Raw genomic sequence first — 23,910 nt, forward strand, 5'->3', positions numbered from 1 at the left:
CACCGAACTACAGTGATTCTGTTGGCGCAAGATTAGCAGAACTGTGACTTGCCTCTTATATTCAAATGGAATTGTTTATGCCAAAAATGACATTTTGGCCGATTTCTTAATCAGCCTGGTGTTTTATAAAACGATTAAACTGCATTTGTAGCGTATTAATCATTTGCGATGACCAGCGTACTGCACTGTTTTCAGGCAAAGTTTGTGGCATCCAGATAGCCCAGGCAAACAGCGCCATGCATAAAAAACGCTCCAGCTGGTTGCCTTTTTGCGGTACGAGGATCGGCAGGCGAAAGCGCCAGCGGCAGGGCCACAGCAGAGGAACGCCGGCTGGGGTCAGCATATCGGCCAGAATATGACTAAGGTAGCCGAGCACCATCCCCTGTAAGGCATCCGCCGGGATTATCCAGGTCTCGGGTACTTTCAAATAGAACGTCGCCAGCAAGGCAAACACCGCCAGCAGGCTATGCGTAAACCCGCGATGGCCAAATGCCCGGGCTATGGGCTTTGAGACCCACTTCAGACGCTGCCCCAGCAACGATTTGGGATGATCGATATCGGGCAGCAGGCAGGTCAAGATAGCTGAAGGAACAATATGCCACCAGTCACCCTGCGCGAGAACGGGCGTCAGTTCGGCATTCTTGGCAAATACCGCACAGGCAATAGAAAAAAGAAGGTGGCCTTCCGCCGTCATGATAAAACCCAATGAACTGTCAATTCATACAGTATAGGGGTTTTATACAGTAGGCGAAAGAGGTGACGTTGTAACCCTTTGTCACAAATAGGCGATTAACGTGCCAGCCAGCCACCGTCGACGGCCAATGTATAGCCATTAATGTAGTCAGAGGCGCGGCTGGCAAGGAATACCGCCGGGCCTTTCAGGTCGTCAGGCGTTCCCCAGCGTCCGGCCGGAATACGGTCGACAATCTCCTGATTACGGTCGGCATCGTCCCGCAGTTGCTGCGTATTGTTGGTCGCCATGTAGCCCGGCGCAATGGCATTGACGTTAATACCCTGTGCGGCCCATTCATTGGCCAGCAGGCGGGTTATGCCCAGTACGCCGCTTTTTGAAGCGGTGTAGGAAGGTACGCGGATACCGCCCTGGAAGGAGAGCATTGACGCAATGTTGATGATTTTTCCGCCCTGACCCTGGGTCAGGAATTGTCTGGCGACGGCCTGTGACAGAAAGAAAACGGATTTGAGATTCAGGTTCATCACATCATCCCAGTCTTGCTCACTAAAGTTCAGGGCGTCCTCACGGCGAATGGTCCCCGCGTTATTGACCAGAATATCGATCCGACCAAAGGTGGAGACCGTTTGCATCACGATATCGTTCAGCGAGTTCTGCTGGCTGAGGTCGGCCTGGATAGTCAGAAAGCGTCGCCCGAGTGCATGGATTTTCTCAGCGGTTTGCACAGGAATTTTACGATTGACGCCGACCACGTCGCAGCCGGCCTCCGCCAGCGCAACCGCCATACCTTGCCCAAGCCCGGTATCACATCCGGTGACGATTGCTACTTTACCTTCAAGACGAAAAGCATCCAAAATCATATTCACCCCGGCTATCAAATGGTTTTAACGCATGCTGTGAGTGAAAGAATAGGAGAGGCTGGCAGGAAATACAATGAAAAGTGAAACAATGTTTCAAAAAATATGACTAGTCTGGCAAAACGGGCAATGCAACCATTGCCCATCAGGGAATTATCCGCGTAGATGCGTGACGGTGAGATCGGCCAGCGAGGTCAATTTAACGTCAGCAAGAACAAAGCGGGCATCGTCCTGGTTCTCATGTGCAGGTACGACGATCGCGCGCATGCGTGCTGCTTTTGATGCAATCATGCCGTTGACAGAATCTTCCAGCGCTACGCAAGATAAGGGCTCCACACCCAATTTTGCCGCGCAGTCGAGGTAGACCTGAGGATGCGGTTTGCTGTAGGGCAATTTCTCTGCCGAGGCCAGTGCGTCGAAGCTGTCGCGAAGATCAAACATCGTCAGCACTTTTTCCAGCATATGCAGCGGGGAGGCCGATGCCAGACCCACTCGTAAGCCCTGGGATTTGCACAGCGCGACGGCTTCACGTACGCCAGGCAGCAGTGGTTTTGTCTCTTCAACCAGGGCGATAGCCCGGGTGATAATGCGATCGGTGACCTCCTGGCGAGATGGGCCGCTCCACGGTTGCTGGGCGAACCACAGATCTACAACCATATCGATACGCAGCCCCAGCGTATCGGGCAGTTCATGGCGGCGAGTGATATCTACGCCTAAACTTGCGATCACATCCAGTTCAGCCTGATCCCAAAGGGGTTCAGAGTCGACCAGTAATCCATCCATATCGAAAATTGCAGCAAGAATTTGACGCGGGGTTGACATCACAACCTCTCCTTTGAACATGAAACAGCAGGGATTAAGAGCCTGGGTGAACCGGCTCTCAGCGTTCATTATGGCTAATCCTCGATTATACCGCCTTTAAAGATCAGGCGAAAATGGTTATCAACGGGTAAACTTAGGCCAAAATGACACGTCTTAATCAAGGGGAACTCATGACGTATCAACAAGCTGGACGCATTGCTGTCTTGAAAGGGCTGGTGGGATGGGTGATTTTCATTCCGGCGCTGATTTCAACGCTGGTTTCAGTACTGAAGTTTATGTATGCGCACAGTGAAAAGCAGGAGGGGATTAACGCGGTGATGCTCGACTTTGCCCACGTGATGATTGACATGATGCGGGTAAACACTCCCTTTCTTAACCTGTTTTGGTATAACTCACCGACACCTGATTTTCAAAGCGGACTGAATCTGGTTTTCTGGCTGATTTTTATTCTTATTTTTATCGGGCTGGCGATGCAGGATTCGGGTGCTCGCATGAGCCGTCAGGCTCGTTTTTTACGTGAAGGCGTTGAAGATCAGCTGATTCTGGAGCAGGCGAAGGGCAGTGAAGGGTTATCGCGAGAGCAGATTGAGTCGCGTATTGTCGTGCCGCATCATACGATTTTCTTACAAATATTCCCGCTCTATATTTTGCCGGTTATCGTCATCGTGATTGGCTATTTCTTCTTTTCGCTACTAGGTTTTTTGTAAGCGCGTCACTATCAGGCCCACGCGAAAGCTGCGGGCCTGATTAGCAAAGAACTTCCGCTATATATCTGTTAAGCCGCCAGTATCCTGTCCATCGCTTTCTGCGCCACCACCATATGTTGCCCGCCGAACAGAATCGCTCGATTCAGCAGCGTATAAAGCTGATAGACAGGCTGCCTGTCGAGAAAATCCAGCGGCAGGGGGGAAACCGACTGATAGCCGTCATAAATTTGCGGTGGCTGATCGCTATGTAATGGCAGCATTGCCAGGTCGCACTCTCTGTCGCCCCAATAGCAGGCGGGGTCAAAGATGTAGGGACCATGAGGGCCAAGGGCGCAGTTCCCCGACCACAAATCGCCATGCAGTAGTGAAGGCTGTGGCTGGTGTGATGACAAACGCTGCTGAACATGGTCAACAATGGCGTCAATATTGCCAAATGCGATCCCTTTTTCGGCGGCAAGCTCCAGTTGCCAGCCAATCCGCTGTTCTGCAAAAAAGGTAGACCAGCGACGCTGCCACGTATTGGGTTGTGGCGTGGTAGAGAGTGCATTATCAAAGTCGAGGCCAAACTGCGGCTGATCGCTCCATTCATGAAGATGCGCGAGCTGTTGTCCGAGAATAAAGGCGTTGTGGGCATCCAGTGGACGGGGAGGGAGGAAATCCATCACCAAAAAGCTGTAGTCTCTGTCTGCACCGACCGCCCAGACCTTGGGGACTGAAACGGTATTGCTGTGGGAAAGCAGTTCCAGCTGGTCGGCTTCTGCCGTAAAGCCGGTTAATAGCTCCCTTTCATCGCATTTGACGAAAAAATCGCGCCCCGCATAGCGTAAATGCCATGCGGCGTGGATCTCACCGCCGGGCAGTTCATTACGCAGCTCGATTTCGCCTTCACCGAGTTGCTCGCTTAAAAGACGACTGATAGCCTGCCACATGATGTCTCTCCCCATGTTGTCTGCCAGATCATAAGGTTAGCGCAATAATGCGGTAAAAAAACACGAACCAACGCACACCGTGGACGCGTTATCGCTGAAAAAGCACGTAATGTTTGTTGCTATTTCACTCCTTGCCAGAGCGCTGCAGTTATGGGTTCACGTGATCCACTGCTTTGTTATCACGTGATTTTTCAGCATAGACGCATAACACGTATGTCGACAGTTTTGTTGGTAAATCCCCCTTGATGATGAGGGGGAAGGGCATTACCGCGAAAGGTATGCGTATATTTTCTGCGTATCGTCCTGCGAGCATAAACGGGTACCCTGATTGAGGGTTGCCGCGCTACCTGCCGCTACGCCAAAACGAACAATATCGTCAAATGGCGCATTCTGTGCCAGTTTCAGCGTCATCGCGCCGACCATACTGTCACCCGCGCCAACGGTACTTTGGCTCTTAACCGGCGGGGGTACCACCTGTACGCAGGTTTCACCGTCAACGCCCAGTGCCCCTTGCGGTCCCAACGAAACGACAACACGTTGCGCTTTACCGCTGTGCACAATTTCCTCCGCGGCCTTACGGACGTCATCAGGTTGTGTGAGTTCGCGGTTAACCAACGCGCTGAGTTCTTTGAGGTTGGGTTTGACCAGTTCGATATTGCCGAGCGTTAATGCGGCAGTCAGTGCCTCACCTGAGCTATCAACAATGCAGCGAATGCCCTGCTTTTGTGCCGCAGTAATAAGTTGGGTGAGTTTTTCAAGCTTCACGCCGGGTGGCAGGCTGCCGCTTATCACCAGCAGCGCGCCGGACTCAATTTCCAGCACCTGATCCTGAAGCTGGTGGAACTCGTCATCGGTAAGTGTTGCCCCAGGCATAACAAATCGATACTGCTCGCCGCTGGATTCTACGTGGACGTGAAGATTTTGCCGGGTCCAGTCTTTGGCCTCTATGGTGGCGACCGGGACATTTTCATCGGCAAGCAATGATACCAGGTGTTCCCCGGTAGCGCCGCCAGCCGGAAAGATAGCCGTTGCGTTTCCGCCAAGATGAGCAATGGCGCGGGCCACGTTAATACCACCACCACCGGGTTCAAAAACCGGCGAGGTGCAGCGAAGTTTACCTTCGGGATAGATTTGCGGGGTGATTGTTGCGCTATCGAGAGAGGGCGCAAGTGTTAACGTATAGATACGTACCATCGTTACCTCCTGTTAGGCTGTCCTCAGTCTGGCACTTAATGTGACGAAAGTGAAGTAATTAACAACATGATTTATCGCATCTTTATTTAAAATTATCTCGGCAAAGATATATAAATAAAATTACGGTTTAAGAACGCTCTTATTCAAAAAATGAAATAAGAAATTATTGCTATGTTATTCGAGTCTTTTTATAATTTGTTACCTTTCAAGGGGCTTTTGTCATTGATCCCTATGAAAGTTTCCGAGACCGTAATGGTCTCTTTTTTTGTTGTACGGACTCTTTATAAATGAAGCTTTTGAAGACAGTACCCGCAGCACTCGTGCTGATGGGGGGCGTGTTTGCGTCAATGCATGCCGCCGCCGATGATTCCGTTTTTACTGTCATGGATGACCCCTCCAGCGCGAAAAAACCCTTTGAAGGTAACCTGAACGCGGGATACCTCGCCCAGTCAGGCAACACAAAAAGTTCTTCTTTAACCGCAGATACCACCATGACCTGGTACGGTGAAACCACGGCGTGGTCTCTGTGGGGCAATGCCAGCAATACCTCGTCGAATGATGAACGCTCTTCGGAGAAATACGCCGTAGGTGGTCGTAGTCGTTTTAATATGACGGATTATGATTATCTGTTCGGACAGGCCAGTTGGTTGACCGACCGCTACAACGGTTATCACGAGCGTGACGTACTGACTGCAGGTTATGGTCGTCAGTTCCTTAATGGGCCGGTACACAGCTTCCGTTTCGAATTCGGTCCAGGCGTACGCTATGACGAACACACCGATGGCACAACCGAAACGCAGCCGCTGGGTTATGCGTCAGGCGCTTATGCGTGGCAGATGACGGACACCACCAAATTCACACAAGGGGTGTCGGTATTTGGTGCTGAAGATACGACGCTTAACTCTGAAACAGCGTTAAATGTGGCTATTAACGAACACTTCGGTTTGAAAGTGGCTTATAACGTCACCTGGAACTCAGAACCACCGGCTACGGCACCGGAACATACCGATCGTCGTACGACCGTTTCGCTCGGCTATCGTATGTAGTAAAAAGCCGGGTCAAATAAATGGCCCGGCTTTTCCAAATAAAATTTCAGTGTTATTATTTTCTGACCGGTATTTTAATTTTTTCGAAAAAAACTTTTCTTCATACTTTCTCCATAATTACTCTTTTGGGTACATATTCAATTTATTTGACACGAATTGATAAATAAATTGACTAGGAAAAAGTGTGAGCCAGATCTACACTCTTACCTATAGGCAATTAATCGCCTTCAGACCTTAGCATTAATTCAAGTAAGAGAAGATACCTATGAAAAATATCAAAGCGACGGCTGCTGTCATCGTGCTTTCTGCGCTGTCCTTCGGTGTGTTTGCAGCCGTTCCGGTCACCAACGCACCGTCTGATAACACGACACAGGTTGGCATCACGCATGCCTCTGATGTGGAAGCAGGTTCAAATATCGCTCCTGGTTCCCAGTCAACTGGCCAAAGTATGAATGATGCGTTTAATGTTCATACCCTGGTTGCTGGCGAATGGTCTTAATATCTTCATCAGTGTCCAGACGTCTATTCAGCCAAATGTCGTAATGAAAAAACCGGATATTGATGTACCGGTTTTTATTTTGTCATAAACAGTAAAGTAATATTGAAATATCTTTTTTAATTTATTGGACGCATCTGTGTACATCGCGAAATAACGCAAAGTACCATTTATTAACGGCGTGACGGTTCAACCCCAAATCATTGCTGCCCACCTTAACATCAACATTGCCGCGCAAATGACGAGCAGTACCACAACCATTTTCCAGTGTTTTTTGGCAAAGCGATTTTTTGGCATGGTTCTTTCCTGGTCAGTAACAATGATTACCGCATAGTGTAACAAAGACGGCAGGGCGCCAGTGAATTGATTTACATCATAGATGGCGCGTTGATTGTCGCTTTGAACGACCCGTAATGCCGTGTACACTGTCAGGCGGTGTTATCAAAAAGCGGGTGTAGGTTACAGCGTTGCCAGTCAGGTAATGCGTGACATATTTCGCAGAGTGAAGCGGGAATCAGCCCACACCTTTTTGATAAATTTTAAATAGTGAAACTTTGTATGTGCTCTTACGTGTGGGGCACCACTGCAAATAAGGATATAACATGCCTGTTATTACTCTTCCTGATGGCAGCCAACGCCATTACGACCACGCTGTAAGTCCCATGGATGTTGCGCTGGACATCGGTCCAGGTCTGGCGAAAGCCACCATCGCTGGCCGTGTAAACGGTGAGCTGGTTGATGCTTCCGATCTGATTGAACAGGATGCGAAACTCTCCATCATTACCGCTAAGGATGATGAAGGTCTGGAGATCATTCGTCACTCCTGTGCGCACCTGTTAGGGCACGCGATCAAACAACTCTGGCCGCACACCAAAATGGCGATCGGACCGGTTGTTGACAACGGCTTTTACTACGATATCGATCTTGACCGTACGTTAACCCAGGAAGACGTCGACGCGCTCGAAAAGCGGATGCACGAGCTCGCTGAGAAAAACTACGATGTCATTAAGAAGAAAGTCAGCTGGTACGAAGCGCGTGAAACGTTCGTGAAGCGTGGCGAGACCTATAAAGTCTCTATCCTTGATGAAAATATTGCCCATGATGACAAGCCTGGCTTGTATCATCATGAAGAATACGTCGATATGTGCCGTGGCCCGCACGTGCCGAACATGCGTTTCTGTCATCACTTCAAACTGATGAAGACCGCTGGGGCATACTGGCGCGGCGACAGCAACAACAAGATGCTGCAGCGCATTTATGGTACTGCATGGGCCGATAAAAAAGCGCTGAGTGCCTACCTGCAACGTCTGGAAGAAGCGGCTAAACGCGACCACCGTAAAATTGGTAAGCAGCTTGACCTGTATCATATGCAGGAAGAAGCGCCAGGTATGGTGTTCTGGCATAACGATGGCTGGACAATTTTCCGTGAACTGGAAGTTTTCGTTCGTTCGAAACTGAAAGAATACCAGTATCAGGAAGTGAAAGGCCCGTTCATGATGGACCGTGTGCTGTGGGAAAAAACAGGGCACTGGGACAACTACAAGGATGCGATGTTCACCACCTCTTCAGAGAACCGTGAATACTGCATCAAGCCAATGAACTGCCCAGGCCACGTTCAGATCTTTAATCAGGGTCTGAAATCGTATCGCGACCTGCCGCTGCGTATGGCGGAATTTGGTAGCTGTCACCGTAACGAACCGTCAGGTGCGCTGCACGGCCTGATGCGCGTACGTGGCTTCACTCAAGATGATGCGCATATCTTCTGTACCGAAGAGCAGATTCGTGATGAAGTTAACGCCTGCATTCGTATGGTCTACGATATGTACAGCACCTTTGGCTTCGAGAAAATCGTTGTCAAACTGTCCACTCGCCCCGAGAAACGTATCGGTAGCGATGAAATGTGGGACCGTGCTGAAGCGGACTTAGCGGTTGCGCTGGAAGAAAACAACATCCCGTTTGAGTTCCAACTGGGTGAAGGCGCATTCTACGGTCCGAAAATTGAATTTACCCTGTATGACTGCCTCGATCGCGCATGGCAGTGCGGTACTGTACAGCTGGACTTCTCTCTGCCGTCTCGTCTGAGCGCCTCTTATGTTGGCGAAAACAATGAGCGTCAGGTACCGGTAATGATTCACCGCGCGATTCTTGGGTCAATGGAACGTTTCATTGGTATCCTGACCGAAGAGTTCGCTGGCTTCTTCCCGACCTGGCTTGCGCCGGTTCAGGTTGTGGTCATGAATATTACCGATTCGCAGTCTGAATACGTCAACGAATTAACGCAGAAACTACAAAATGCGGGTATTCGTGTAAAAGCAGACTTGAGAAATGAGAAGATTGGCTTTAAAATCCGCGAGCACACTTTACGTCGTGTCCCTTACATGTTGGTCTGTGGCGACAAAGAGGTAGAAGCAGGCAAAGTTGCCGTGCGTACCCGTCGTGGCAAAGACTTGGGCAGCCTGGACGTAAGTGAAGTTATCGAGAAGCTGCAACAAGAGATTCGCAGCCGCAGTCTTCAACAACTGGAGGAATAAGGTATTAAAGGCGGAAAACGAGTTCAAACGGCACGTCCGAATCGTATCAATGGCGAGATTCGCGCCCTGGAAGTTCGCTTAACAGGTCTGGAAGGCGAAGCTTTGGGTATTGTGAGTCTGAGAGAAGCTATCGAAAAAGCTGAAGAAGCTGGAGTAGATTTAGTTGAAATCAGCCCTAACGCCGAACCGCCAGTTTGTCGTATTATGGACTACGGCAAGTTCCTTTATGAAAAGAGTAAATCTTCTAAGGAACAGAAGAAAAAGCAAAAAGTTATCCAGGTTAAGGAAATTAAATTCCGTCCTGGCACCGACGATGGCGATTACCAGGTAAAACTCCGCAGCCTGGTACGCTTTCTGGAAGAGGGTGATAAAGCTAAGATCACGCTGCGTTTCCGCGGCCGTGAGATGGCTCACCAACAGATCGGTATGGAAGTGCTTACGCGCGTCCGTGACGATCTGAGTGAACTGGCAGTGGTCGAATCCTTCCCTACGAAGATCGAAGGCCGCCAGATGATCATGGTGCTCGCTCCTAAGAAGAAACAGTAAGGCCTTCAAGTAGCAATTCCTGTGGAGCCTACGGGCTTCGCAGGTTTTGTTCGCCTATGTTTCGTTTATTAACAATGCGAAGTGGAAGTTATTAAAATGCCAAAAATTAAGACCGTACGCGGTGCTGCTAAGCGCTTCAAAAAAACCGGTGGTGGTGGATTTAAGCGTAAGCACGCAAACCTGCGTCATATTCTGACCAAAAAATCTACTAAGCGTAAACGTCACCTGCGTCCAAAAGGCCTCGTGTCTAAAGGCGATCTGGGTCTGGTTATCGCGTGCCTGCCGTACGCATAAGCCGTTAACGTTTAATTAATTTTTTTACTAAGAATATAGATACAGGAGAGCACATATGGCTCGCGTAAAACGTGGTGTAGTTGCTCGTGCACGTCACAAGAAAATTTTGAAACAAGCTAAAGGCTACTACGGTGCGCGTTCTCGCGTATACCGCGTTGCCTTCCAGGCTGTTATCAAAGCTGGTCAGTACGCTTATCGTGACCGTCGTCAGAAAAAGCGTCAGTTCCGTCAACTGTGGATTGCGCGTATCAACGCAGCAGCACGTCAGAACGGTATTTCTTACAGCAAATTCATCAACGGCCTGAAAAAAGCCTCTGTTGAAATCGACCGTAAGATCCTGGCTGACATCGCAGTATTCGACAAAGTAGCGTTCACCGCTCTGGTTGAAAAAGCGAAAGCAGCTCTGGCATAAGCCGGTGAAAAGAGGGAGCCTGGCTCCCTCTCTTTTATTTGTAGCGTAATCAATTAGTTGACAATTCACCCGTAAGCCTTTTCAATAAAGGTTGTCCGGTTTTTACTACATAAGGTAACGCAAGCATGAATGCTGCTATTTTCCGCTTCTTTTTTTACTTTAGCACCTGAATCCGGGAGGCTAGCGCGTGAAAGAAGAAACGGAAAACAGCGCCTAAGAGCCTCCCTGGTGGAGGCTTTTTTTATACACGTAATCCTTCAAGCGGCCCCTGTATTGGCTGCATTTTGCTCTCTTGCCGCCTGGATGCAACTTGAATGATTTTGTGTATATATGAGCGACATATGAATATCGCCACACAACGAGGAAAACCATGTCACATCTCGCAGAGCTGGTTGCCAGTGCAACGGCCGCCATTAACCAGGCTTCAGATGTTGCCGCATTAGACAATGTCCGCGTCGAATATTTGGGTAAGAAAGGGCATTTGACCCTGCAAATGACAACCCTGCGCGAACTGCCGCCTGAAGAGCGTCCGGCAGCAGGTGCGGTTATCAATGAAGCCAAAGAGCAGGTACAGCAGGCGCTGAACGCGCGTAAAGCTGATTTAGAAAATGCTGCGCTGAATGCACGTCTGGCAGAAGAAACCATTGATATCTCCCTGCCGGGCCGTCGTATTGAAAACGGCGGGTTGCATCCGGTCACACGTACCATCGACAGGATTGAAAGCTTCTTCGGTGAGCTCGGATTTACCGTGGCGACGGGACCGGAAATCGAAGATGACTACCACAACTTCGATGCGCTGAATATTCCAGGCCATCACCCGGCGCGTGCTGACCACGACACGTTTTGGTTTGACGCCACGCGCCTGCTGCGTACCCAGACCTCTGGCGTGCAGATCCGCACCATGAAAGAAAAACAGCCGCCAATCCGCATTATCGCGCCGGGCCGCGTGTATCGTAACGACTACGATCAGACGCACACCCCGATGTTCCATCAGATGGAAGGCTTGATTGTTGATACCAACATCAACTTCACCAACCTGAAAGGCACGCTGCACGATTTCCTGCGTAACTTCTTTGAAGAGGATCTGCAGGTACGTTTCCGTCCTTCCTATTTCCCGTTCACTGAGCCTTCTGCAGAAGTTGACGTAATGGGAAAAAATGGCAAATGGCTGGAAGTGCTGGGCTGCGGTATGGTCCACCCGAACGTGCTGCGTAACGTTGGTATCGACCCAGAAATCTACTCAGGTTTTGCCTTCGGTATGGGTATGGAGCGTCTGACCATGCTGCGTTACGGCGTCACCGATCTGCGTTCTTTCTTCGAAAACGATCTGCGTTTCCTCAAACAGTTTAAATAAAGGCAGGATAAAACAATGAAATTCAGTGAACTGTGGTTACGCGAATGGGTAAACCCGGCAATTGATAGCGATGCGCTGTCAAACCAGATCACCATGGCGGGCCTCGAGGTCGACGGCGTTGAAGCCGTTGCCGGTGAATTTAACGGCGTAGTGGTCGGTGAAGTGGTTGAGTGCGGCCAGCACCCGAACGCAGACAAACTGCGTGTCACCAAAGTTAATGTGGGCGGCGATCGTCTGCTGGATATCGTCTGTGGCGCACCTAACTGCCGTCAGGGATTAAGAGTCGCCGTGGCGACCATCGGTGCCGTTCTGCCGGGCGATTTCAAGATTAAAGCCGCCAAACTGCGCGGTGAGCCGTCAGAAGGGATGCTGTGCTCGTTCTCTGAGCTGGGTATTTCCGATGATCATAACGGGATTATCGAACTGCCGGCGGATGCGCCGATTGGCACCGATATCCGCGAATACCTGAAGCTTGACGATAACACTATCGAAATCAGCGTTACGCCGAACCGCGCCGACTGCTTAGGCATCATCGGTGTTGCACGCGATGTTGCGGTACTGAACAAAGCCCCGCTGGTTGAGCCGGAAATCGTCCCAGTGGCGGCGACAGTTGATGACGTGCTGCCAATCCAGGTTGAAGCCGTTGACGCCTGTCCGCGCTATCTGGGCCGTGTGGTTAAAGGTATCAATGTTAAAGCACCAACGCCGCTGTGGATGAAAGAGAAACTGCGTCGTTGCGGGATCCGTTCCATCGATGCCGTGGTTGATGTGACCAACTATGTACTGCTCGAACTGGGTCAGCCGATGCATGCGTTCGACAAAGACCGCATTGAAGGCGGAATTGTTGTGCGTATGGCAAAAGAGGGTGAGACCCTGGTATTGCTGGACGGCAGCGAAGCAAAACTGAATGCGGATACGCTGGTTATTGCTGACCACAACAAAGCGTTGGCAATGGGCGGCATCTTTGGCGGAGAGCACTCTGGTGTGAATGATGAGACGCAAAACGTCCTGCTGGAATGTGCGTTCTTCAGCCCGCTGTCCATTACGGGTCGCGCGCGTCGTCACGGTCTGCACACCGATGCCTCTCACCGCTATGAGCGTGGCGTCGATCCGGCGCTGCAGCACAAAGCCATGGAGCGTGCAACGCGTCTGCTGATTGATATCTGCGGCGGCGAAGCCGGTCCGGTTATCGATGTGACGACCGAAGCCACGCTGCCAAAACGCGCAACCATTACGCTTCGTCGTAGCAAACTGGATCGTCTGATTGGCCATCATATTGCCGATGAGCAGGTGAGCGATATTCTGCGTCGTCTGGGTTGTGACGTGACGGAAGGCCAGGATGAGTGGCTGGCGGTTGCACCGAGCTGGCGTTTCGACATGTCGATTGAAGAAGACCTGGTCGAAGAAATTGCCCGCGTATACGGTTATGACAATATCCCGAATACGCCTATTCAGGCAGGCCTGATCATGGGGACGCATCGCGAAGCAGATTTATCGCTGAAGCGTGTCAAAACCATGCTCAATGATAAAGGCTACCAGGAAGTGATCACCTACAGCTTCGTCGACCCGAAAGTTCAGGCGCTGCTGCATCCGGGTGAAGAAGCGCTGTTGCTGCCAAGCCCAATCTCAATCGACATGTCGGCAATGCGTTTGTCCCTGTGGACCGGCTTGCTGTCTACGGTGGTGTATAACCAGAACCGTCAGCAGAACCGCGTGCGTATTTTCGAAACGGGTTTACGTTTTGTTCCCGATACCCAGGCTAACCTCGGGATCCGTCAGGATCTGATGTTGGCAGGTGCGATCTGCGGCAACCGTCATGATGAACACTGGAACCTGGCAAAAGAGGCCGTTGATTTCTATGATCTGAAAGGCGATCTGGAAGCGGTTCTCGACCTGACCGGTAAACTGGGTGACATTCAGTTCAAAGCTGAAGCCAATCCGGCATTACATCCGGGCCAGTCTGCGGCGATTTATCTGAAAGGTGAACGTATTGGTTTCATTGGGGTTGTTCATCCTGAGCTGGAACGTAAACTGGATCTGAACGGTCGCACTTTAGTGTTTGAACTGGAGTGGAACAAGCTCGCAGACCGCGTGGTGCCTCAGGCTCGTGAAGTTTCTCGCTTCCCGGCGAACCGCCGTGATATCGCCGTGGTGGTGGCAGAAAACGTTCCCGCTGCGGATATTTTATCCGAGTGTAAGAAAGTTGGCGTAAATCAGGTAGTTGGCGTAAACTTATTTGACGTGTACCGCGGTAAGGGTGTTGCGGAGGGTTATAAGAGCCTCGCTATCAGCCTGATCCTTCAGGATACCAGCCGTACACTTGAAGAAGAGGAGATTGCCGCTACCGTCGCCAAATGTGTAGAGGCATTAAAAGAGCGATTCCAGGCATCATTGAGGGATTGAACCTATGGCGCTTACAAAAGCTGAAATGTCAGAATATCTGTTTGATAAGCTTGGGCTTAGCAAGCGGGATGCCAAAGAACTGGTCGAGCTGTTTTTCGAAGAGATCCGTCGTGCTCTGGAAAATGGTGAGCAGGTAAAACTCTCTGGTTTTGGTAACTTCGATCTGCGTGATAAGAATCAACGCCCGGGACGTAACCCGAAAACGGGCGAAGATATTCCCATTACAGCACGGCGCGTGGTGACCTTCAGACCCGGACAGAAGTTAAAAAGTCGGGTCGAAAACGCAACGCCCAAAGAAGAGTGATTTGACGATCCGCTAAGTCACTTACGCCGCCATCAAAGCGGCAGTGCAAAGCATGACGTATATATACCCTAAATACTTCGAGTTGCAGGAAGGCGGCGACGCAGCGAATCTCCAGGAGCGTACATAAGTACGTGACTGAGGTGAGCGAGTAAAGCCAACGCACATGCGGCTGGAAGTATGACGGGTATAACTAAAAAGGCCGCTCTGCGGCCTTTTTCCTTTCCACTACCGAATCAGCACCGTAAAATCCCCCCATCTCTTTTCAGCAGAATGGAAAACATGCTGACCTTCGCCCATCAACAACAGCGACGAAATGTACGCTGGATATTGTCTCTGTCAGCGCTGATGCTGCTGGCAACGATCCTCAGCCTGTGCGCAGGCGAACAGTGGATTGCGCCCGGCAACTGGTTTAGCGCCCGTGGCGATCTGTTCGTCTGGCAAATTCGACTTCCTCGTACGCTGGCCGTACTGCTGGTCGGTGCCGCGCTGGCGCTATCCGGTGCTGTGATGCAGGCGCTGTTCGAAAACCCCTTAGCCGAACCAGGCCTGCTGGGCGTGTCTAACGGCGCAGGCGTTGGACTCATCGCCGCGGTGCTATTGGGGCAGGGCCAGTTACCCGGCTGGGCGCTGGGCCTGTGCGCGATTGCCGGGGCGCTGATCATCACGCTTATCCTTCTGCGTTTTGCCCGCCGCCACCTGTCGACCAGCCGTCTGCTGCTGGCGGGCGTGGCGCTGGGTATTATTTGTAGCGCCTTGATGACGTGGGCTATCTACTTCTCAACCTCTTTTGATCTGCGACAGTTAATGTACTGGATGATGGGCGGCTTTGGCGGTGTTGACTGGCAGCAGGCCTGGCTGATGGTCGCGCTGCTGCCCGTTTTACTGTGGATTTGCTGTCAGTCGCAGCCGATGAATATGCTGGCGCTGGGGGAGACGTCTGCGCGCCAGCTAGGGCTGCCTTTATGGTTCTGGCGGAACCTGCTGGTGGTGGCCACCGGCTGGATGGTGGGGGTCAGCGTGGCGCTTGCTGGCGCCATTGGTTTTATCGGCCTGGTTATCCCGCATATTCTGCGACTGTGTGGATTAACCGATCATCGCGTATTGCTGCCTGGCTGTGCGCTGGCGGGGGCTATTGCGTTACTGTTAGCGGATGTTGTGGCACGTCTGGTGCTGGCGTCGGCTGAACTGCCTATCGGCGTGGTAACGGCAACCATGGGTGCACCGGTATTTATCTGGTTATTGTTAAAATCCGGGCGCTAGACGTCTGCGGTTCGGACTATGATTAAACACGGAAAATTGATCGTTGACTATCCACCTGGAGATGCTATGCAAGACACTATTTTCAATACCGAAGTGACGACTATCGACGGAGATGTCGTCTCATTACAAGCGTATGTCGGAAAAGTTCTGTTAATTGTTAATGTTGCTTCAAAATGTGGATTAACGCCGCAGTATGAGCAACTGGAGAATCTGCAGAAAACATGGCACGAGCAGGGATTTACCGTGTTGGGGTTCCCCTGCAATCAGTTTCTCGGTCAGGAACCCGGTAGTGAAGAGGAAATTAAAACCTGGTGCAGTACTACCTGGGGCGTTACTTTCCCCATGTTCAGTAAAATAGATGTCAACGGCGAAGCGCGCCATCCGCTGTATCAGAAGCTGATTGCCGCCGCGCCCACCGCCGTAGCGCCAGCCGACAGTGGGTTTTATGCGCGCATGGCGAGCAAAGGGCGCGCGCCGCTCTACCCGGACGATATTCTGTGGAATTTCGAGAAGTTTTTAGTCGGGCGCGATGGTCAGGTTTTACAGCGTTTTTCACCCGATATGACGCCTGAAGACCCCATCCTTGTGGAACATATCAACGCGGCGCTGGCAAAATAATGTCTCCTTTGATGCAGCTCCAGAATGTGGCGGAATCGACCCGGCTTGGCCCGCTTTCCGGTGAAATAAGGGCCGGGGAGATCCTACACCTTGTCGGACCCAACGGTGCAGGAAAAAGCACGCTGCTGGCGAGGATGGCGGGGTTAACGACCGGTGAAGGAACCATCGTGTTGGGTGATGTGCCGCTCGATGACTGGCCTGCGGCAAAGTTGGCGCAACATCGCGCTTATCTTGCGCAACAACAACCCCCCCCGTTTGCCATGCCAGTTTGGCATTTTCTGACGCTGCATCAGCCTGATAAAACGCGTACCGATTTGCTGCAGGAGACGGCCGACGCGCTTGGGTTGGGTGATAAACTTGGACGTGGGTCGAATCAGCTTTCTGGCGGCGAATGGCAGCGGGTGCGTCTTGCGGCGGTAATACTGCAAATTTGTCCGCAGGCTAATCCGCACGGCCAACTGTTGCTGTTAGATGAACCGATGAACAGTCTGGATGTTGCGCAACAAAATGCGCTGGACCGCCTATTGGGCCGACTCTGTCAGCAGGGAATTGCAATTGTGATGAGCAGTCATGACCTGAACCATACGTTGCGTCATGCGCACAAAGCCTGGTTACTCAAGCGCGGGAAGCTGCTGGCCAGTGGTACACGCGATGCGGTGCTGACGCCGGCTAATCTCTCTCAGGCTTATGGCGTAAACTTCCGTCGTCTGGATATCGAAGGCCACAGAATGCTCATATCAACCACTTAAGTTAAATGGGCTCTTGAAAACCCCATTATTTCCACGCTAAATTGGCGCAAGAATAAAAAATAGAGGATTCGTCCTGCATGCGTTTTTGGCTTCTTTTTATCACAGCTTTGTTTTTGGCAGGGTGCAGTAGCCATCGCGCTCCCGCACCCAATGCCCGGTTATCGGACTCTATCGCCGTGATTGCCGGTCTTAACGACCAGTTACAGCACTGGCGTGGTACACCTTATCGTTATGGAGGAATGAGCCGGAGCGGCGTGGATTGTTCTGGCTTTGTACTGATGACGATGCGCGATAAATTCGACCTGCAATTACCGCGCGATACGCGCACGCAGTCAAAGATTGGTACCGAAATTGATAAAGATGAATTGCTACCAGGCGATCTGGTTTTCTTTAAAACCGGATCGGGTGAAAGCGGGCTACACGTCGGTATTTACGATACCAATAATCAATTTATTCATGCCTCCACCAGTCGTGGCGTGATGCGCTCCTCGCTTGATAATGTCTACTGGCGTAAAAATTTCTGGCAGGCGCGACGTATTTAAATCTCCCGGGTGATGGGGCTGGTCATGTATGAAGCAGCTCCATCATCGCCATTTAAAGTCAACTTTCACTTCTGCTGCTGCACTGACAATAACCCTGTGCATTAAGAGAGTATTTTGCTAAAAATATGATTTATGCCGAGTTATTAAAAAGTACAAAGCTGGATATTAGCTTATAATCAGGATAAGCTAAAAAAAAGGATTCGATTTACTGGCTAAAAAGGGAAAAATGAAAGAGCCTCAATTTGCATCTGATGTGACGTATTTTTCCATCCTTTGCTACAGGATGCCGGATTACACCCATGCAGCGGGGCTGGCACAATGATAGTTTCACTGGATAATCTTTATCATTCTGAGTTCTCTTTTCTTCCTGCGAGAAGTGCAGGAGGCGATCTTAAATACGTAGACATCATCACCCATTTTGTTAGTCCTGACGGCGTAGTGCATATGCCATCAGGGTTGGTCATACCTCGGATGTCGGACGATGAGCAGCGTCGTTTATTTAGCGAAAAACTCGAATTAATCGAAACATGCCAACATTTTTTTATTCAACGCAACATTTCTGCGTGGCTTAATTTAACTCCAGCAGTCGCTAATACTTTATTATTAGATGCAGAATATGCTTCGCGTATTGAACGATTTTCATTTATTGAATTAACCATTAATGAAAGTTTTCCCGAGTTAAACAAGGGTAAAGAAAATCCAATACTGGCGGCATTAGCGGCGCGATTTTCATTAGTCTTGACTAACTTCGGCGCGCCAGGCATATCCACGCGTGCAATTTTTGATGGCCTGTTCAAACGTGTCGTACTGGATAAACACTTTATTCAACAACGTATTACGCAAAATTCGTTTGAGCCTTTTATGCGCGCCATTCAGGCACAAATATCCCCAGACTGCGAATCAATAATCATCAGCGGCATTGATACGCAGGAGATGCTCGAACGGGTATTGCCCCTGGGATTCAGCGCCATGCAGGGTGCGCTATGGCCAGCTGTCTTACCCGCGCAGATAACCTCATTGATGCAAGGATAACCCTTGCATTTGCCGGTGTTTAACCGTTCGTTAACAGTCTACACTAGAGGCAGGAGGCCCTATGACCCTGTCTTTTACCACCCGCTGGCGTGATGAATTACCAGCAACCTATACGGCACTTTCGCCTACTCCCCTGAAAAATGCGCGCGTAATTTGGCATAACGATATGCTTGCTGAGCAATCAGGGATCCCGGCTACGTTGTTTAATAGTGAAAATAACTCAGGCGTTTGCGGCGGTGAAACGCTGCTTCCCGGCATGTCGCCGTTGGCGCAGGTCTATAGCGGACATCAGTTTGGTGTTTGGGCAGGGCAGTTGGGTGACGGACGCGGGATCCTGCTGGGCGAACAGCTGCTCGCCGATGGCTCGACGCTTGACTGGCATCTGAAAGGCGCGGGACTTACGCCATATTCGCGCATGGGAGACGGGCGTGCGGTACTGCGTTCGACGATCCGCGAAAGTCTGGCCAGCGAAGCCATGCATTATCTCGGGATCCCCACGACGCGAGCGCTGTCGGTGGTCACCAGCGACACGCCGGTCTACCGCGAAACGGTAGAAGCCGGGGCGATGCTGATTCGCGTGGCGCAAAGTCATATGCGCTTTGGTCACTTTGAACACTTCTACTATCGTCGTGAACCGGAAAAAGTACGTCAACTGGCCGATTTTGCGATTCGCTATTATTGGCCGCACTGGCAGGACGAGGCGGATAAATATCAACGGTGGTTTCAGGACGTGGTCACGCGCACCGCGACCTTAATTGCCGACTGGCAGACGGTAGGGTTTGCGCACGGGGTGATGAACACCGACAACATGTCGATTCTGGGGCTGACGATGGACTACGGTCCCTTCGGTTTTCTGGATGACTATGTGCCTGATTTTATCTGTAATCATTCGGATCACCAGGGGCGATACAGTTTCGATAATCAACCGGCTGCCGCGCTGTGGAATTTGCAGCGGCTGGCGCAAACCCTGTCGCCGTTTATTGCGGCCGACGCACTCAATGACGCGCTGGATAACTATCAACTGGCGCTGCTGACCCGTTATGGGCAGCGGATGCGACAAAAGTTGGGCTTCTTTAGCGAGCAAAAAAACGACAACGAATTGCTCAGCGAACTGTTTAGCCTGATGGCACGGGAAAGAAGCGATTTTACGCGAACGTTTCGTATGCTGAGTCAGACGGAGCAACATAGTGCGTCTTCGCCGTTGCGCGATGAGTTTATCGACCGCGCAGCATTTGATGACTGGTTTGCGCGCTATCGTTCACGTTTGCAACAGGATAACGTGGCGGACGAAGTAAGACAGGCGCAAATGAAAGCTGCCAACCCGGCAATGGTGTTACGCAACTGGCTGGCGCAGCGGGCAATTAGCCAGGCAGAGCAGGGGGATTACGCTGAACTGCATCGCTTACACATTGCGTTGCGCACGCCGTATGCCGACAGGGATGATGACTATGTCAGCCGTCCGCCAGACTGGGGTAAGCGGCTGGAAGTCAGTTGTTCAAGCTAACGGGCGAGAAAAACCTGCGGCGAGGCGTTAGCCGGGTGCAGGCCAATGTGAAGCTGGGCACCGTACCAGCGCATCAGCTCATTAGCCTGTAATACGGCTTCTGGCGTCCCTTGAGAGACAATATGTCCGTCATGGAGCAAGATAATTTTGTCGGCCCACAGCGCGGCAAGATTGAGATCGTGAAGGACTACGCATACGTGTAACTCCCCCGCAGCCGTTAGCGACGTTAACAAACGTAACAGCTGCTGCTGGTGGTAGAGATCTAACGCTGAAGTAGGTTCATCAAGGAATAGCCAGCCGCGCGGCGCGCCATCGCACCACAACTGCGCCAGCGCACGGGCAAGCTGTACTCGTTGCTGCTCGCCGCCGGAAAGCGCGGCGTAGTGCCTGCCAGCTAGCGGTGTACATCCGGTCATCGCCATCACCTGAGCAATAAGCGCCGGTTCGGGTCGTTGGGTCCAGGGCGCTCGCCCCATGGCGATCACGGCTTCGACCTGCCAGTCAAAGCCTATCTGTGTTTGTTGCCGCATGACTGCGCGATGGCGAGACAGACTCTGTATACGCCAGTCATTCAGCGGTTTTCCGTTCAGTAAGCAGCGCCCGGCTGTCGGGGTCAGAAAGCCGGTCAGCAGGCGCAGCAGCGTGGACTTCCCCGCACCATTTGGGCCGATCAACGCCACCAGTTCACCCTTTGTCAGCGTCAGTGACACGTCGCGAATCACCGAACGATCCGCCACATGATAGTACAGATTTTCGGCGATGAAATGTTCAGCCATGCGGACCTCGCTGACGAAAAATAAGCCACAAAAACCACGGCGCACCGAGAATACTGGTCAACAGACCCACCGGCATCTCAGCGGGCGACACCGCTGTTCGCGCGAGGGTGTCGGCGATCAACAGTAAACATGCCCCCGCCAATACAGAGCCTGGGATCACCGCCCGATGATCGCTACCAAGCCACATGCGCATCAAGTGAGGGATAACCAAACCGATAAAACCAATTACGCCGCAGACCGCGACGGCTGCGGCTACTAACAGTGCGCTGCATAGCAGTAAAATGCACTGCACCCGACGGACATCCACGCCAAGATAGTGCGCGTCTTCCTCTCCGAGCTGCAGCAGATTCAGCGTCGGGGCTAAACGCCAGATGAAAAGCACCGTGGGCAGCATCAGCGAAGTGACCGCCAACAGTGTTGACCACTGCGCTGTTCCCAGACTGCCCATCCCCCACAGCGACAACTGGCGCAGTTGCGCATCATTGCTGACCCACGACAACACGCCGACCGCAGCTCCGCACAATGCATTGATGGCAATACCCACCAGCAACAGGCGTGAAAGCGAACCGTCGCGCTGTTGACTGAGGATAAAAATCACTCCGGTGGCGGCGAGTGCGCCGAGAAACGCCGCCAGCATCGGGGCATACAGCATCAGCAGCGCCGGTAAGGTGACCGGTAATACTACCCACAATGCGACGGCGCAGGCGGCTCCGCTACTGATCCCCAGCAGGCCCGGATCGGCAAGTGGATTGCGAAACAACCCCTGCATCACACAGCCCGCCAGCGCCAGTGAACCGCCAATCACCAGTGCCAGCAGCACGCGCGGTAGTCGAATAGTGAGCCAGATTTGACGCAGCGCGCCATCTCCCTCACGCCAGAAAAGGCTTACCGGCAGACGCAATGCGCCAAAACCGGTGGCCACAATCGTCATCACGACCAGCGTAGCGGCCAGCATCCACAAAGAGCAGGTGATACGCCAGGGCATCAGGGCAATTGCTCCGCTTTGGCACGCAGTTGCTGGATGGCCTGCGGCGTACGCACGCTAAAACCCAGCAATGCCATATCGTCAATCTGCAACACCTGCTTATTACGACCAGCGGGCGTTTGCGCCAGTCCCGGCAGCGTCCACAGATTATCTTCACCCCCCATCGCGTTGACGCCGTCTTGGGAAATCACCACCAGATCGGGCTGACTGGCAATCACCCCTTCTTGAGACAAGGGTTGGTAACGGGTAAACCCTTGCATAGCGTTGCGCAAACCTGCGGCACGAATGGCTGCATCGGCTCCGGTTTGCTGGCCGGCCGCCATGGCGGTCATTCCGCCGTGATTGAGAATGAACAGCACGCGTTTGTTGAGTTCCGAGGAGGGCAGTTCAGCCAGCGCCTGGCGTAGGCTTTGGCGTAGCGCCTCGCCTTGAGCCTGACGATGGGTTGCCTGTGCAATCACCCGGACTTTCTCATCAATCACGCTAAGCGCATTACCTGCCGGTACCGTAACAACGTTGACCTGACTTTGCTTGAGCTGTTCAAGCACCAATGAGGGCTGCGCCTGCGCGCTGGCCAAAACCAGCGTAGGGCGGGTGGCCAGGATCCCTTCGGCATTGAGCTGACGTAAATAGCCCACGTCCGGCAATGCCGTTGCCGCCGCCGGCCACTGGCTGGTGCTATCCCGCGCCACAAGGGATGACTGCGCGCCCAGCGCGAAGACAATCTCTGTCACGTCGCCGCCGAGGGTGACCACTTTCTCTTCGGGCGCGGCCTGAGCCGTCAGCGGCAGAAACGCCATCAGGACCCACAGTATCTTCATGCGGCCAGCCCTTTCGGTGCTAACGCGTCGATTTGCGTACGCCATTGCTTCTGTTCTGGCTCGCCCTCCGTACGCTGCCCATACAGCTGGGCGATTTGCGTACCGTCTGCGGCAAACAGTTCCAGGCTGGTGACGTGACCGTCAGCGGTCGGCTTACGCGTGACCCACGTCTCGGCGACGGTCTCTTCCAGCAGATGCAGCGTAAAGGTCGGGTTGAAAATATTCAGCCAGCCTTTCATTGGCACCAATTTTTCTACCACGCCGGTAAAAATCTGCACGCAGCCGCGGTTGCCGACAAATACCATAATTTCGTTGCCATCCTGACGTGCAGTTTCCAGCAATTGGGCCACCGCACTGTTCGCCACTTTGCAGGCCAGATCGTCACCCACCAGGCGAAAGGCCTGCTGACGGGTTAGGTTGTGGCGTTTCAGCAGGCCAAAAAACTGGTGCACATCGGTCATGGTGCGCCACTCTGCATCTACCGCCGTAGCGTCTGCGTTAACGCCAGAAACGGCGGTTTCGAGTGTTTGCAGCATCAGCGGTGGGTTTTCCGCAAAGATGAAACGGGTCAGCAGCGAGCCCCAGGCAGCAATATCGGTATGCTGCGTGGTGTAGACCTTTAGCAACGCGTCGCCCTGACTATCGAAAAACTGGATGCTCTGGCGCTCGCCGTGAGCGGTGTTCTCGCTGATGTGAAATGCGCTGGTCCATTGATTCAAGAATAGGCGCAGATCGAGGGCGCGCGGATTCAGAATGAGCCCAGCATGGCCGTTCAGGTGTTGATTCGTAAACGCGCCAATAACTTCATGCACCGCGTATTCATTGCGACAAATGCATTTGGTTTCGCCCACGGCCTCCAGTGCACTGAGGATCTCGCGCACCTCGCCGCGCAGGCGCCAGGCGTCATGACCAACGCGCGCAAAGGTCAGTTCAGCTTCGCTGATATGCAGCAGACCTGCGATGTCACGGGCGTATTTGCCAGGATGTTCTTTTTTCAGTTCCAGCCAGCGGGTGTAGTAATTCATTGCCTCTTCCTT

At 52.2% G+C, this 23,910-nt stretch carries 27 protein-coding genes and 1 other annotated feature; of the genes, 17 read left to right on the forward strand and 10 right to left on the reverse strand.

Annotation, left to right across the window (positions count from 1 at the left end; genetic code table 11):
- Positions 1 to 106 precede the first annotated feature (106 nt).
- The 3 genes from FCH32_RS13945 to hxpB all read right to left on the reverse strand — a co-directional run bounded on the left by FCH32_RS13945 (position 107) and on the right by hxpB (position 2,370).
- The gene (locus FCH32_RS13945; RefSeq protein ID WP_096757262.1) at positions 107 to 694 is read right to left on the reverse strand and encodes a metal-dependent hydrolase; all 588 of its coding nucleotides are present in this window, start codon (positions 692 to 694) and stop codon (positions 107 to 109) included.
- Between the two features lie 95 nt (positions 695 to 789).
- Entirely contained in the window at positions 790 to 1,551 is a 762-nt protein-coding gene (kduD, locus tag FCH32_RS13950) for a 2-dehydro-3-deoxy-D-gluconate 5-dehydrogenase KduD (RefSeq protein WP_174361054.1), read from the reverse strand.
- A 150-nt stretch (positions 1,552 to 1,701) separates the two neighbouring features.
- A complete protein-coding gene (gene hxpB / locus FCH32_RS13955; protein WP_096757260.1) occupies positions 1,702 to 2,370 on the reverse strand; it encodes a hexitol phosphatase HxpB in 669 nt (222 codons plus the stop codon).
- A 170-nt stretch (positions 2,371 to 2,540) separates the two neighbouring features.
- Between hxpB and FCH32_RS13960 the strand changes: the two genes are divergently transcribed.
- Complete coding sequence (locus FCH32_RS13960; RefSeq protein WP_174361055.1) at positions 2,541 to 3,077, forward strand: YniB family protein; 537 nt, start codon at positions 2,541 to 2,543, stop codon at positions 3,075 to 3,077.
- 68 nt (positions 3,078 to 3,145) lie between these two features.
- Here the strand turns inward: FCH32_RS13960 and FCH32_RS13965 are convergent, their stop codons facing one another.
- Together FCH32_RS13965 and pfkB are read right to left on the reverse strand one after the other, a co-directional pair.
- On the reverse strand, positions 3,146 to 4,006 hold the full coding sequence (locus tag FCH32_RS13965) for a fructosamine kinase family protein (RefSeq protein WP_174361056.1): 861 nt from the start codon (positions 4,004 to 4,006) through the stop codon (positions 3,146 to 3,148).
- Positions 4,007 to 4,270: 264 nt separating this feature from the next.
- A complete protein-coding gene (gene pfkB, locus FCH32_RS13970; protein WP_117342996.1) occupies positions 4,271 to 5,200 on the reverse strand; it encodes a 6-phosphofructokinase II in 930 nt (309 codons plus the stop codon).
- A gap of 287 nt (positions 5,201 to 5,487) precedes the next feature.
- Between pfkB and FCH32_RS13975 the strand changes: the two genes are divergently transcribed.
- Together FCH32_RS13975 and FCH32_RS13980 are read left to right on the forward strand one after the other, a co-directional pair.
- Positions 5,488 to 6,246, forward strand: a complete 759-nt coding sequence (locus tag FCH32_RS13975; protein WP_115258663.1) for a DUF481 domain-containing protein — start codon at positions 5,488 to 5,490, stop codon at positions 6,244 to 6,246.
- A gap of 265 nt (positions 6,247 to 6,511) precedes the next feature.
- On the forward strand, positions 6,512 to 6,745 hold the full coding sequence (locus tag FCH32_RS13980; RefSeq protein WP_096757255.1) for a YdgH/BhsA/McbA family protein: 234 nt from the start codon (positions 6,512 to 6,514) through the stop codon (positions 6,743 to 6,745).
- 186 nt (positions 6,746 to 6,931) lie between these two features.
- On the opposite strand, the gene yniD is transcribed toward FCH32_RS13980, so the two are convergent.
- A complete protein-coding gene (gene yniD / locus FCH32_RS13985; RefSeq protein WP_096757254.1) occupies positions 6,932 to 7,039 on the reverse strand; it encodes a small membrane protein YniD in 108 nt (35 codons plus the stop codon).
- Positions 7,040 to 7,344: 305 nt separating this feature from the next.
- Here yniD and thrS point away from each other — a divergent pair, with 305 nt between their 5' ends.
- From thrS to selO, 14 genes are all read left to right on the forward strand, one after another.
- Positions 7,345 to 9,273 (forward strand): threonine--tRNA ligase, encoded by a 1,929-nt coding sequence (gene thrS, locus FCH32_RS13990; protein ID WP_096757253.1) that lies wholly within the window; start codon positions 7,345 to 7,347, stop codon positions 9,271 to 9,273.
- A 3-nt stretch (positions 9,274 to 9,276) separates the two neighbouring features.
- Positions 9,277 to 9,819: a translation initiation factor IF-3 gene (infC, locus tag FCH32_RS13995; RefSeq protein WP_071830666.1), complete on the forward strand. Its 543-nt coding sequence runs from the start codon at positions 9,277 to 9,279 to the stop codon at positions 9,817 to 9,819.
- Between the two features lie 96 nt (positions 9,820 to 9,915).
- Complete coding sequence (gene rpmI / locus FCH32_RS14000; RefSeq protein WP_003030583.1) at positions 9,916 to 10,113, forward strand: 50S ribosomal protein L35; 198 nt, start codon at positions 9,916 to 9,918, stop codon at positions 10,111 to 10,113.
- Between the two features lie 55 nt (positions 10,114 to 10,168).
- A complete protein-coding gene (gene rplT / locus FCH32_RS14005) occupies positions 10,169 to 10,525 on the forward strand; it encodes a 50S ribosomal protein L20 (RefSeq protein WP_003030578.1) in 357 nt (118 codons plus the stop codon).
- Positions 10,526 to 10,645: 120 nt separating this feature from the next.
- Positions 10,646 to 10,770 (forward strand) — a sequence feature (Phe leader region).
- On the forward strand, positions 10,651 to 10,695 hold the full coding sequence (gene pheM, locus FCH32_RS14010; RefSeq protein WP_001386830.1) for a pheST operon leader peptide PheM: 45 nt from the start codon (positions 10,651 to 10,653) through the stop codon (positions 10,693 to 10,695). It overlaps the preceding feature by 45 nt.
- Positions 10,771 to 10,895: 125 nt before the next feature.
- Positions 10,896 to 11,879: a phenylalanine--tRNA ligase subunit alpha gene (gene pheS, locus FCH32_RS14015; RefSeq protein ID WP_045442121.1), complete on the forward strand. Its 984-nt coding sequence runs from the start codon at positions 10,896 to 10,898 to the stop codon at positions 11,877 to 11,879.
- 15 nt (positions 11,880 to 11,894) lie between these two features.
- On the forward strand, positions 11,895 to 14,282 hold the full coding sequence (pheT, locus tag FCH32_RS14020) for a phenylalanine--tRNA ligase subunit beta (protein ID WP_115258661.1): 2,388 nt from the start codon (positions 11,895 to 11,897) through the stop codon (positions 14,280 to 14,282).
- Between the two features lie 4 nt (positions 14,283 to 14,286).
- Positions 14,287 to 14,586: an integration host factor subunit alpha gene (gene ihfA / locus FCH32_RS14025; RefSeq protein ID WP_003030571.1), complete on the forward strand. Its 300-nt coding sequence runs from the start codon at positions 14,287 to 14,289 to the stop codon at positions 14,584 to 14,586.
- A gap of 279 nt (positions 14,587 to 14,865) precedes the next feature.
- Positions 14,866 to 15,846, forward strand: a complete 981-nt coding sequence (gene btuC / locus FCH32_RS14030; protein ID WP_096757251.1) for a vitamin B12 ABC transporter permease BtuC — start codon at positions 14,866 to 14,868, stop codon at positions 15,844 to 15,846.
- A gap of 66 nt (positions 15,847 to 15,912) precedes the next feature.
- The gene (locus FCH32_RS14035) at positions 15,913 to 16,464 is read left to right on the forward strand and encodes a glutathione peroxidase (RefSeq protein ID WP_174361057.1); all 552 of its coding nucleotides are present in this window, start codon (positions 15,913 to 15,915) and stop codon (positions 16,462 to 16,464) included.
- Positions 16,464 to 17,213, forward strand: coding sequence for a vitamin B12 ABC transporter ATP-binding protein BtuD (gene btuD / locus FCH32_RS14040; RefSeq protein ID WP_096757249.1), 750 nt, complete (start codon positions 16,464 to 16,466; stop codon positions 17,211 to 17,213). Before FCH32_RS14035 ends, btuD begins: the two co-directional genes overlap by 1 nt.
- Positions 17,214 to 17,290: 77 nt before the next feature.
- Positions 17,291 to 17,755 (forward strand): NlpC/P60 family protein, encoded by a 465-nt coding sequence (locus FCH32_RS14045; RefSeq protein WP_096757248.1) that lies wholly within the window; start codon positions 17,291 to 17,293, stop codon positions 17,753 to 17,755.
- 318 nt (positions 17,756 to 18,073) lie between these two features.
- Positions 18,074 to 18,787 (forward strand): EAL domain-containing protein, encoded by a 714-nt coding sequence (locus FCH32_RS14050; protein WP_174361058.1) that lies wholly within the window; start codon positions 18,074 to 18,076, stop codon positions 18,785 to 18,787.
- A 61-nt stretch (positions 18,788 to 18,848) separates the two neighbouring features.
- Entirely contained in the window at positions 18,849 to 20,291 is a 1,443-nt protein-coding gene (gene selO / locus FCH32_RS14055) for a protein adenylyltransferase SelO (RefSeq protein WP_174361059.1), read from the forward strand.
- Here the strand turns inward: selO and FCH32_RS14060 are convergent.
- From FCH32_RS14060 to FCH32_RS14075, 4 genes are read right to left on the reverse strand one after another with little or no spacing between them, the layout of a single operon-like run.
- Positions 20,288 to 21,067: a heme ABC transporter ATP-binding protein gene (locus FCH32_RS14060; RefSeq protein WP_115258656.1), complete on the reverse strand. Its 780-nt coding sequence runs from the start codon at positions 21,065 to 21,067 to the stop codon at positions 20,288 to 20,290. The two genes, selO and FCH32_RS14060, sit on opposite strands and share 4 nt — an antisense overlap.
- Positions 21,060 to 22,052, reverse strand: a complete 993-nt coding sequence (locus tag FCH32_RS14065; RefSeq protein WP_135912140.1) for a FecCD family ABC transporter permease — start codon at positions 22,050 to 22,052, stop codon at positions 21,060 to 21,062. Before FCH32_RS14065 ends, FCH32_RS14060 begins: the two co-directional genes overlap by 8 nt.
- The gene (locus FCH32_RS14070) at positions 22,052 to 22,873 is read right to left on the reverse strand and encodes a heme/hemin ABC transporter substrate-binding protein (RefSeq protein ID WP_174361060.1); all 822 of its coding nucleotides are present in this window, start codon (positions 22,871 to 22,873) and stop codon (positions 22,052 to 22,054) included. Before FCH32_RS14070 ends, FCH32_RS14065 begins: the two co-directional genes overlap by 1 nt.
- On the reverse strand, positions 22,870 to 23,898 hold the full coding sequence (locus tag FCH32_RS14075; RefSeq protein WP_174361061.1) for a hemin-degrading factor: 1,029 nt from the start codon (positions 23,896 to 23,898) through the stop codon (positions 22,870 to 22,872). The genes FCH32_RS14070 and FCH32_RS14075 overlap by 4 nt, the downstream gene beginning before the upstream one ends.
- Positions 23,899 to 23,910 lie beyond the last annotated feature (12 nt).

It is taken from the genome of Citrobacter gillenii (assembly GCF_013337685.1).
GTDB lineage: Bacteria > Pseudomonadota > Gammaproteobacteria > Enterobacterales > Enterobacteriaceae > Citrobacter > Citrobacter gillenii.